Origin of the sequence: Sphaerisporangium sp. NPDC005288, from assembly GCF_040607475.1 — a bacterium.
Lineage (GTDB): Bacteria > Actinomycetota > Actinomycetes > Streptosporangiales > Streptosporangiaceae > Sphaerisporangium > Sphaerisporangium rhizosphaerae.
Genome location: NZ_JBEXGT010000071.1, coordinates 16,804 through 27,077 on the forward strand (window position 1 = coordinate 16,804; position 10,274 = coordinate 27,077).

The following is a 10,274-nucleotide window of genomic DNA, read 5'->3' on the forward strand; positions in this document are numbered from 1 at the left end:
GGAGGGGAAATAGTCATGGCCGAGTGGCTGTTGCATACCTCCGTTCGTGCCGTCATCGGGTGAAAGGGCGTTTCTCCATGGCTCTGCCGCTGTCCATCCTGGATCTTGCGTACATCCGTGAGGGAGGGACGGCCTCCGACAGTCTCGCCGCCAGCGTCGCCCTCGCCCAGCGGGCCGAGGAGCTCGGATACCGGCGCGTCTGGTACGCGGAGCATCACAACATGAGGTACATCGCGTCCTCGGCGACCAGCGTCGTCATCGCCCACGTGGCGGCGCACACCCGGACGATCCGCCTCGGATCGGGCGGCGTCATGCTGCCCAACCACTCCCCGCTGACCATCGCCGAGCAGTTCGGCACCCTGGAGACCCTCCACCCCGGGCGCATCGACCTCGGCCTCGGCCGGGCCCCGGGCAGCGACCAGCAGACCATGCGGGCCCTGAGGCGCACGCCCACCTCCTCGGACGCCTTCCCGCAGGACGTGCTGGAGCTCCAGGGCTACCTGACCGGCGAGAGCCGCATCCCTGGCGTCCACGCCATCCCGGGCAAGGGCACCAACGTGCCGCTGTACATCCTCGGCTCCTCGCTGTTCGGCGCCCAGCTCGCGGCGGCGCTCGGGCTCCCGTACGCGTTCGCCTCCCACTTCGCGCCCGACGCGCTGGAGGAGGCCGTCGCCCTCTACCGCCGTGAGTTCAAGCCGTCTCCGCAGCTCGACCGGCCGTACGTCATGGCGGCGCTCAGCGTGATCGCGGCGGACACGACCGAGGAGGCGCGCGAGCAGCAGCTCGCCGCCCTGCGGCTCAGGGTGCACAACTTCCTCGCGGCGGGACGCCCGTACGACGAGCAGGAGGCCGACATGCTTCTGGCCTCGCCCGCGGGGCGCCAGATCGGGCGGATGACCAAGTACTTCGCCGTCGGCGACCCGGCGGAGGCCGCGGCCTACGTGGCCGAGTTCGCCGAGCACGCCCAGGCGGACGAGCTGATCGTCTCGCTCGCCTCACCCGATGCCAAGGCGTCGATCAGGTCGGCCGAACTCCTGGCGGAGGCGCACGGCCTGTCCGCCTGACGGCCCGGCCCGGGCGACCCGCGAAGCCGGAACTCAGCCGGGGGGCGCGCCGTCTCCGGGGAGCGCGCCCCCTCGCCGATGCCGGACGTTCAGGGGGTGACCTGGGCGTTCCAGCGGGTGAGGGCCGGCTCGCCGTGCTCGTACCCGAGGGCCGAGATGGTGCCGGTGTCGAGCACGAAGTGGCGTCCCTCCCGCGGCGGCAGTTCCAGCCACCGGGCGGTGAGGACACGCAGGAAGTGGCCGTGCGCGACCAGCGCGACGGTGCCCTCGACGTTTTTGACCCGGGCGATCACCCGGTCGGCGCGCTCGGCGACCTGCTCGATCGTCTCCCCTGGGTGCTCGGCGTCCCCGGGGATCACCCCGTCGCGCCACAGGTACCAGCCCGGCCGCTCCGCGCGGATGTCCGCCGTGGTGATGCCCTCGTAGCCGCCGTAGTCCCACTCCCACAGGTCGGGGTCGGTCTCGACGCCGGTCAGGCCGGCCAGCTCGGCCGTGTACCGGGCCCGCTCCGCCGGGCTGACCAGGACGAGCGAGAAGGTCCTGTCCTTCAGCGCGGGCGCCAGGGCGCGGGCCTGGTCCTCGCCCTTGGGCGTCAGCGGGAGATCGGTGCGGCCGGTGTGCCGCCGGTCGCGGCTCCACTCGGTCTCGCCGTGCCGGAGAAGAATCAGCTCGTCCATATCGGACCATCATGTACCGCCCGTGCACGTGCACGTCGCCGGGGGTGCCAGGCGGATCCCGCCGTGTCCTGATCTGTGGGGTGGAGGTCCAGGGGCGCGGGCGCGGCGGCGGGGATGAGTTGCGACAGTGGAGGGGAAGACGCCGGCTTCGCGGAGGGCGAGCCCGCAGGGCCGGCTTCCGTCGAACACAAGGAGTTCCCGATATGAGCGAGATCATCGCAGGCGTCGCCATCCCGGACTCGGCGCTCGCCACCGAGGCGACCGAGCTGGTCCGTGACAGCGCGCCCGAGCTGTTGTACGACCACTCCCGCCGCGTCTACCTGTTCGGCGCCCTCCAGGGGCGCCGGCTCGGCCTCACGGCCGATCCCGAGCTGCTGTACGTGGGCGCGATGTTCCACGATCTCGGGCTGACCGACCGGCTCCGGAGCGACGACCAGCGGTTCGAGCTGGACGGGGCCGACGAGGCGCGCCGGTTCCTCGCCTCGCACGGCGTCCCGGAGGCCGACATCCGCAAGGTGTGGGAGGGCATCGCCCTGCACACCACCCCCGAGATCCCCTACCGGCTCGAACCAGAGATCGCCCTGGTCACCGCCGGGGTGGAGACCGACGTTCTCGGCATCGGCTACCGGGACCTGGACCCGGGCGACGTCGCGGCGGTCACGGCGGCCCATCCCCGGCCGGACTTCAAGCGGCGCATCCTCCAGGCGTTCACCGACGGCTTCAAGCACCGCCCGGACACGACGTTCGGCACCGTCAACGCCGACGTCCTGGAGCACTACGTCCCCGGCTTCCGGCACATCGACTTCGTCGAGGTCATCCTGAAGTCCGACTGGCCGGAGTGACGTGGATGGCGTGAGGGGGGACCTGGCCGGCGGCGGCGGCCGGTCAGGCGGTGGAGTCGTCAGGCGGGCACTTCTTGCGGAACCAGACGGTCTTCGCGGGGCCTTCGGGGGAGGGCAGGACGCCCCATTCGTCGCAGAGGGCCTCGACGATGGTCAGCCCACGTCCGTGCTCGTCGTCGTCGATGCCGCTCCGGCGCTCGGGCCGTCCGGCCCCGTGGTCGGTGATCTCCGCGAGCAGCGTCTCCCCGGACACCCGGAGCGTGAACCGGATCGGCGGCAGCCCGTACAGGACGGCGTTGCTCAGCACCTCGGTCGAGGCGAGCACGATGTCGTCGGTGAGGTCGTCGCCCGCTCCGGCGAGCTGCCACTTGCTCAAGGTCTGCCGGATCATCTTCCGCACGTCCGCGAGGACGGTCGGATCCCGGGGGATGTCCCAGTACGCGGCGCGTTGCCCGTCCGGAGTCCCGCTCATGTGTGTCCTTGTCTATGCCGCATATGACCTGGAAGACCCTACTCTGTCCAGATTTGAGGCGTTCAGGCAGGTGGGTGGGGGTCGTGCCCCTCGCCGCCTCGTCGGTACGGCGGTCCCGGAGCACGCGACCCATCCGATCGGCGGCCTCCGGGGACCACGGGCTCACACTGCCCATCGGCGGTCGTTCCAGTAGCCGGAACGCGAGGACGCGACCTCGATCCGAATACGAGCCCGCGCGCCTTCTTCGGGGATCGAACAATGGAGCACACGTTCTTGAGCAGGGCAGATCGGCCGCACGCTGACGGGAGGAAGAGCACCTACAGCGGCGGCACGGGTGGCGGGTGCGTGGAAGTCGTGCGGAACCTCCCGGGAGTCATCGCGGTCCGGGACGGCAAAGTGTCTGGGGGGTCGGTTCCGCTGTTCTCGGCGGGAGAGTGGAGCGCGCTCCTCGCCGGCGTCGGAAACGGTGACCTCGGAAGGGCCGTCCCCGGCTCTGAGGAACGGCCCATCGGGGCTCGGGAGAGCATCGGCCGGGGCGCCTCCCGGCACAGGGCCGACAACTCCCGTGAACAACCTAGGTCAGTCAGTTGATGGGTCAGACCCCAACCAGGGGGCGCACACCTGCATCCTCACTGTCAGTTGAAGGTGTCGGGGTCGGGGCCGGTGCGGGTGGCGGTGTCGAGGGTGGCGATGGCGGCCATGTCGTCGCCGGTGAGCTCGAAGCCGAACACGTCCAGGTTCTCGCGGATGCGCTCGGGCGTGACGGACTTGGGGATCACGATGGAGCCGAGCTGGAGGTGCCAGCGGAGGATGACCTGGGCCGGGGTCCTGCCGTGCCGCTCGGCGATCGAGGTGATGGCGGGGTCCTTGAGCAGGCCGCCCTGGGCGAGCGGGCTCCACGCCTCGGTGGCGATGCCGTGCTCGGCGTGGAAGGCGCGCAGCTCCGCCTGCTGCAGGTTCGGGTGCAGCTCGATCTGGTTCAGGACCGGGGGTACCTCGTAGTGGTCGAGCAGGCGCCGCAGGTGGCCCGGCTGGAAGTTGGACACGCCGATGGCGCGCACCCGGCCGTCCGCGTACAGCTTCTCGAACGCGCGCCAGGTGTCGAGGTAGCGGTCGCGGGCCGGTGTGGGCCAGTGGATGAGGTAGAGGTCGATCTGGTCCAGGCCGAGCTCGGCGGCGCTCTGGTCGAACGCGGCGAGCGTGGAGTCGTACCCCTGGGCGCTGTTCCACAGCTTGGTGGTGACGAAGACGTCCTCGCGCGGCAGGCCGGACTCGGCCAGGGCGAGGCCGACGCCCCGCTCGTTGCCGTAGGCCGCCGCCGTGTCGATGCTGCGGTAGCCCGACTTCAAGGCGGTGGTGACGGCGGCCACAGTCTCGTCCTGCGGGATCTGGAAGACGCCGAAACCGAGCTGTGGGATCCGCACGTCGTTGTTGAGCGTGATGGTGGGTACGCCGGTCATGGTCATCGCCTTACGTGATCGCCTTGGTCGGTGCTCGGCCGGCGGGTCGTCGCCGGCCGACGGAGCGGGGCTCCGCGAAGCCGCGGACGCCCCGTTCAGGGTGCGCGTGATGCACTCCCCGGCCTCGGACCGGACAAACGACCGAAGGCCCTGTTTGCCGAAATATCGGGCACGGGCCCGAGTGCGGTGAGAGGACACGGGTGTTTCTCGATGGAAATGCCGATCGCCGCCGGCTCGGCACCCCGATCGTCCGGGCCCACCGGTCGCCCGGGCCCACCGGTCGCCCGGGCCCACCGGTCGCCCGGACGGGGGGGCTATCAGGGGATCAGGGTAGGGACGACGCCGCCGTCGGCGCGGAGGGCGGCGCCGGTGGTGGCCGAGGCGAGGTCCGAACTGAGGTAGGTCACCAGGTTGGCGATCTCCTCCGGGCGGATCAGGCGGCGCAGCAGGGAGGTGGGGCGTCCCTCGGCGATGAAACGGCGCTCGGCCTCCTCGAAGGGCACCTCGTCGCCGAACAGCTCGCCGATGAACTTCTGAACCCCCTCGGTGAGGGTGGGCCCGGCGAGCACGGAGTTCACGGTGACGCCGCTGCCGGCCACCGATTGGGCCATGCCCCGCGAGACCGCGAGCTGTGCCGTCTTGGTCATGCCGTAGTGGACCATCTCGGTGGGCGTCATCATCGCCGAGTCGCTGCTGATGAAGATCGCGCGGCCCCAGCCCCGCTCGACCATGCGCGGTACGTACAGCCGCGCCAGGCGCACGCCGCTGAGGACGTTGACCTCGAAGTAGCGCCGCCACTCGGAGTCGGGGATCTCGAACACCGGCGCCGGGCCGTAGACGCCGGTGTTGTTCACCAGGATGTCGACCTCGGGCGCGGCGGCGAACAGCGTGTCCGCGCCTTCCTCGGTGGCCACGTCGGCGGCCACCGCACGGACGCCGGGGTTGCCGCTCGCCTCGCCGATCGCGGCGGCGGCGTCCTCGGTGCGCCGCTCGTCGCGGCCGTTGACCACGACGCCGGCGCCGGCCCGGGCGAGGGCGGTGGCGATGGCCTGGCCGATGCCCGACGTGGACCCGGTGACGAGTGCGGTGCGGCCGGTCAGGTCGATGTGCATGGCGAGGCTCCAGACGATCGCGTTCAGCGGTACCGTCCTGACGGTAGTTGCGCGCGCCGCCTATTGCAAACGCCGACATTCGGCGTACACCATCACATGTCCGGACATCGGAGCCGGGCCGTGGCCGCCGTCCGCCACGCCCGGCCAGGAGCCGTGGTGCCGGTCAGCCGGCGACCGGCTCCTCGGCGCCGGTGCGGGTGCGCATCGCGTGCTGCACCAGTGTGACCAGCACGTTCTTGCTCGACTCCCGTTGCCGCGCGTCGCAGAGGACCACGGGTGTGGCGGGGCCGAGGTCGAGCGCCATGCGGATCTCCTGCAGGTCGTAACGCCTGGCGCCCTCGAAGCAGTTGACCGCGACGATGAACGGCGTGCCGCGCCGCTCGAAGTAGTCCACCGACGGGAAGCAGTCGGCCAGGCGGCGGGTGTCGGCGATCACCACGGCGCCCATCGCGCCCAGCGCCAGCTCGTCCCACACGAACCAGAATCGCTCCTGGCCCGGGGTGCCGAACAGGTACAGCACGTGGGCGTCGCCGATGGAGATGCGGCCGAAGTCCATCGCGACCGTGGTGGTCTTCTTCTCCTCCACGCCCGACAGGTCGTCCACGCCGACACCCCGGTCGGTGAGCGTCTCCTCGGTGCGCAGCGGGCGCGTCTCCGACACCGAGCCCACCATGGTCGTCTTGCCTGCCCCGAACCCGCCCGCGATCAGGATCTTGATCGCCGTGGGCAGCTTGGCGCGCGCCGCGCCGACGTCAGAGCGTACGGAGTCCATTGAGCACCGCCTTGTAGGTTTCCAGGTCGAGAACGTCCGTCTCACGCGCGGGCTCCTGGATGGCGACGAGCCCTCGGTCCACGAGGTCGCCCAGCAGGACGCGGACGGTGCCGGCCGGCAGGTCCAGGTGGGCGGCGATCTCGGCGACCGACAACGGCCGCTCGCACAGCCTGACGATGGTGTGGTGCTCGGGGCCGAGGCCGGGCTCGGCCGCGGGCGCCGTGTTCAGGGTCACCACCAGGGTGATCAGGTCGATACGGCCCCGGCTCGGCTCGGTGCGCCCGCGCGTCATCACGTACGGGCGGACGATGCGCCCGGCCTCGTCGTCGAGCCACTGCTCCTCGGCCGGGTCGTCGGACAGGTGCGTCATGTGCCGCCCCCTTCCCTTCTGGCGGCGCCGTCGGAGCGGGCGGGCGAGGTGAGGTACTGCCCGACACGGGTCACAAGCATGGCCATCTCGTAGGCGACCAGGCCCACATCGGCGTCGCCGGCGCACAGGACGGCCAGACAGGCGCCCTCTCCGGCCACGGTCACGACAAGGTAGGCCGACTTCATCGCGATGATGGTCTGCCGTACGGCTCCGCCCACGAAGCGCTCGCTGGCCCCCTGGGCCAGGCTCTGGATCCCCGCCGCCACCGCGGACAGGTGCTCGGCGTCGGCCCGCGTGAGGCCTTGCGATGTGGCCAGGAGCAGCCCGTCGGTGGACAGAACGATCCCGTGCTCGGCTTCCCTCACCCGCTCGACCAGGTCGTCCAGCAACCAGGCCAGGTCGGCGGGGGAACTCGTCCTTTGCATCACTCGCTGTCCTCTTTTACCGGCTCACACTGTTCACTACGTCGTCTCCATTGCTCTCCGGCGGTCACCTGGCGAGGCGGAGTTCGGTCACCCGCGGCCGTGGTCCGCGGGCTCACGGGGATGCGGTCGGAGGTTCGTCCTCCCGTGTCGGGGTGGCGTCCAGGCGGCGCGGCAGCCTGGCGGCGTCGGAACGGCCGCGTTGCGTGCCGCTCTGGAAGGAGCCCATCAGCCGCCGCAGGTCCTCCGGCGACAGCTCGTCGTCCTCCTCGGCGGCGGCCGGGACCGGCGGCGGGGGCTGCTCGCGCAGCTCCGGCGCCAGGTGCGCCTGCGCGACGCGCCTGGGCAGCCCGGAGGGGGTGTAGGCGGGCCGCTCGGGCGGGGGCGCCGGCAGGTCCGGCAGCTCGTGGACGGGCGGGTCGTCCCACCGCGGGGCCACCGTCAGCAGCGATGGACGGGAATCCTCGGGATCGTCGGCGGCGTGCACGGGAACCTCCCCGGTCGGACTGTGCCCTCCCTGCCGGGGCTCCGGCACGCCGTTCAGCGGCACGCCGGCGGGCGCCGCGTCCGGCTCGATGGCGGGCTCGATGTCGGGCTCGATGTCGGAGTCGGACTCGATCAACTCGCGGGGGATCAGGACGACGACGGTCGTGCCGCCGTACGGAGAGGACTTCAGCGTGACCCTGATCTTGTGCCGCGAGGCCAGGCGGCTGACCACGTACAGGCCGAGGCGGGGCGTGCCGCTCAGCTTGAACTCGGGCGGGTCGGCGATGCGCTCGTTGGCCGCGGCCAGCTCGTCCGGGGGCATGCCGAGACCGCGGTCCTCGATCTCCACGACGTATCCCTTGGCGACCTCCTGGCCGCTGACCTGCACCGAGGCGTACGGCGGGGAGAAGGAGACGGCGTTCTCGATCAGCTCGGCGAGCAGGTGGATGACGTCGCCGATGGCCCGGCCGGCGAGCTGCGCCTCGCCCATGGGCATCAGCGTGACCTGGGTGTAGTCCTCCACCTCGGCGAGCGCGCCGCGGACCACGTCGACCATCGGCACCGAGCGCCGCCAGGCGCGGCCGGGGGAGGCGCCGGACAGGACGATGAGGTTCTCGGCGTTGCGCCGCATGCGGGTGGCCAGGTGGTCGACCCGGAACAGGTCGGCCAGCTCGCCCGGCTCGGTCTCCCGCTTCTCCATGGCGTCGAGGATGGTGAGCTGCCGGTGGACCAGCGACTGGGTGCGCCGGGCCAGGCTGAGCAGGATGCCCCGGTAGCCGCGCCGCAGCTCGGCCTGCCCCACCGCGACCGCGATGGCCGTCTCCTGGACGATGTTCAACGCCTGGCCCACCTGCCCGATGGCGTCGTTGCCGACCGCGAGCGGCGGCGCCTCGGCCTTGACATCCACGTCGTCGCCCCGGCCGAGACGCTCCACGACGCTCGGCAGCCTCTGCGAGGCCAGCTCCAGGGCGGCGGCGCGCAGCTCCTCCAGCCGCCGCACCAGCGCGCGGGCCGTGGTGATCGACAGCATGATGGACGCGATGACCGCCAGCAGGCCGAGACCTCCCATGAGCACCAGGCGGACGATGACGCCGACCGCGAGGGGCGTGGCCCGCTCGACCAGGGCGTCTCCGCTGTCCTGGATGAGCCGGTCGAGCTGGGAGAGGATGCTCTCGGCCGACGATCTCCACGTCTCCGCCCCGACGGGCGGGGGGCCGCCGCCCATGCCTTCCCGGATGAGCTGGTCTTCGGTCGAGCGGAAGCGCTTGAAGATCTCGCTGTTCTCCAGCCGCTGGAAGGCGGCGTGCTCCACGGTGGGGAGCTCGGAGGAGGCCCCGGCCAGGGTGTACCGCCGGGCGCCGACCATCTGGCTGAAGGTGACCGCCTCGGCCGGGGTGAGCCCGCCCGCCGCCAGCGCGCCGGCGACGAACGCGTCCTCCTGCGAGATCAGCTCCTTGGCCCGCGCCATCGCGACGAGGGTGCGGGTGTCCTTGGCGAAGTCCTGGTCGTCCAGGCCGGCCAGCGCGTCGTAGATGTTGTAGACCGCCTCGACGACCTGGGTGAAGGCGTCGCCCGCGGCGTGGCGGTCGATCTGGTCGGCGTCGATGCGCTTGCGCAGGGGCACCAGGCGCTGGAGCGACTGGTCGGCCGCCGCGATGCGGCGCAGCACGACGTCGCTCGCCGCGCGGCGCACGCTGGCGTCGCCGATCAGGCGGTGGAAGGTCTCTCCCGCCGCCAGCGTGCGCGCGCGCTGGGTGGTGAGCGTCCCGCTCGGCCGGTCGCGGAGGTCGTCCTCGCCCAGCGCGACCGTGGTCAGCAGGCGCTCGCGCTGGAGCTCGGTGATCAACCGCTCGGCCGGCTGGGACACGTTGGTGTCGAGTGTGTTCACCCACAGCAGGTTCAGGCCCTCGCGGAAGGTCACCCACGCCGCGAAACTCCAGAGCGCCACGAGTGATATCAGCAGAGCCGTGACCTTGGCACGTACCCGCGGATTGTGGAAGCGCATAACTCCATCCCTGGCCAAAGTCAGGAAGCCCTCCGTGCCGTCAGGGCGCATGATATCGGTGAAACCGGTGTCGAAGCATGTTATTGCATGGGTATCGCGTCGAAGCGGGCATTTCACCGTGTCGCCCCCGGAACCTTAGCATGGAGGAAAACCGGTCACACGCTCCTGCTGTCAGCACCAGTAAACATGGCAGTTAAGGATGGTCCTATATGGTGACGTCTCCCGTATGGTGTCCGGTTAGTCGCATTAATGGGCGGATTTCAGATGCGGTGCCACCGTCGCGTCACGTCCCGCGAGATGCAGTGCGCCGATGATCGCCGCGCGGACGACCGCGAGCGGCGTGTACAGATCCTTGTCGTGCCACATGGGCGTGCACGGCTCGTCCTCGCCCGCGCGCAACAGGTAGGCGTGCCCGGAGGCGACCGCGCGGTCGCGTCCGGGCTCCTCGCGCGCCGACTCGCAGAGCAGCAGCGTCTGCATGGCATAGGCGGTCTCCTCCGCCGTGCCCCGCCACAGCCCCCACGCGCCGTCCGCCCGCTGCCCCGACAGCACCCAGCGCACCGCCCGCCGCACGCGGTCGCGCTCGACGCGG

11 protein-coding genes and 1 pseudogene are annotated in these 10,274 nt (G+C 71.3%); 3 read left to right on the forward strand and 9 right to left on the reverse strand.

The genetic code is table 11. The features are described from left to right. The first annotated feature begins 77 nt into the window (after positions 1–77). Positions 78–1,064 (forward strand): LLM class flavin-dependent oxidoreductase, encoded by a 987-nt coding sequence (locus tag ABZU32_RS38705; protein WP_354931195.1) that lies wholly within the window; start codon positions 78–80, stop codon positions 1,062–1,064. 89 nt (positions 1,065–1,153) lie between these two features. On the opposite strand, the gene ABZU32_RS38710 is transcribed toward ABZU32_RS38705, so the two are convergent. After that, positions 1,154–1,741, reverse strand: coding sequence for a histidine phosphatase family protein (locus tag ABZU32_RS38710; protein WP_354931198.1), 588 nt, complete (start codon positions 1,739–1,741; stop codon positions 1,154–1,156). A 203-nt stretch (positions 1,742–1,944) separates the two neighbouring features. On the opposite strand from ABZU32_RS38710, the gene ABZU32_RS38715 reads away from it, so the two are divergent. Beyond that, positions 1,945–2,583, forward strand: coding sequence for an HD domain-containing protein (locus ABZU32_RS38715; RefSeq protein ID WP_354843795.1), 639 nt, complete (start codon positions 1,945–1,947; stop codon positions 2,581–2,583). A gap of 43 nt (positions 2,584–2,626) precedes the next feature. Here the strand turns inward: ABZU32_RS38715 and ABZU32_RS38720 are convergent, their stop codons facing one another. Then, positions 2,627–3,055, reverse strand: coding sequence for an ATP-binding protein (locus ABZU32_RS38720; protein ID WP_354843793.1), 429 nt, complete (start codon positions 3,053–3,055; stop codon positions 2,627–2,629). 258 nt (positions 3,056–3,313) lie between these two features. Here ABZU32_RS38720 and ABZU32_RS38725 point away from each other — a divergent pair, with 258 nt between their 5' ends. Continuing rightward, positions 3,314–3,646 carry a DUF397 domain-containing protein gene (locus tag ABZU32_RS38725; protein ID WP_354931201.1) on the forward strand — a complete coding sequence of 111 codons (333 nt, stop codon included), beginning with the start codon at positions 3,314–3,316 and terminating at the stop codon, positions 3,644–3,646. Positions 3,647–3,690: 44 nt separating this feature from the next. Here ABZU32_RS38725 and ABZU32_RS38730 read toward each other — a convergent pair whose 3' ends face one another. The 7 genes and pseudogenes from ABZU32_RS38730 to ABZU32_RS38760 all read right to left on the reverse strand — a co-directional run. Next, on the reverse strand, positions 3,691–4,515 hold the full coding sequence (locus ABZU32_RS38730; protein WP_354931204.1) for an aldo/keto reductase: 825 nt from the start codon (positions 4,513–4,515) through the stop codon (positions 3,691–3,693). A gap of 317 nt (positions 4,516–4,832) precedes the next feature. Next, positions 4,833–5,627, reverse strand: a complete 795-nt coding sequence (locus ABZU32_RS38735; protein WP_354931207.1) for an SDR family oxidoreductase — start codon at positions 5,625–5,627, stop codon at positions 4,833–4,835. A gap of 163 nt (positions 5,628–5,790) precedes the next feature. Beyond that, positions 5,791–6,399, reverse strand: a complete 609-nt coding sequence (locus tag ABZU32_RS38740) for an ATP/GTP-binding protein (RefSeq protein WP_354843782.1) — start codon at positions 6,397–6,399, stop codon at positions 5,791–5,793. Next, complete coding sequence (locus ABZU32_RS38745) at positions 6,380–6,769, reverse strand: DUF742 domain-containing protein (RefSeq protein WP_354843779.1); 390 nt, start codon at positions 6,767–6,769, stop codon at positions 6,380–6,382. Before ABZU32_RS38745 ends, ABZU32_RS38740 begins: the two co-directional genes overlap by 20 nt. Then, positions 6,766–7,194 carry a roadblock/LC7 domain-containing protein gene (locus ABZU32_RS38750; protein WP_354843777.1) on the reverse strand — a complete coding sequence of 143 codons (429 nt, stop codon included), beginning with the start codon at positions 7,192–7,194 and terminating at the stop codon, positions 6,766–6,768. The genes ABZU32_RS38745 and ABZU32_RS38750 overlap by 4 nt, the downstream gene beginning before the upstream one ends. Positions 7,195–7,306: 112 nt before the next feature. Continuing rightward, positions 7,307–9,682, reverse strand: coding sequence for a nitrate- and nitrite sensing domain-containing protein (locus tag ABZU32_RS38755; RefSeq protein ID WP_354931210.1), 2,376 nt, complete (start codon positions 9,680–9,682; stop codon positions 7,307–7,309). Between the two features lie 246 nt (positions 9,683–9,928). Further along, positions 9,929–10,274 (reverse strand): annotated as a pseudogene (locus ABZU32_RS38760) (hypothetical protein); the annotation flags it as partial.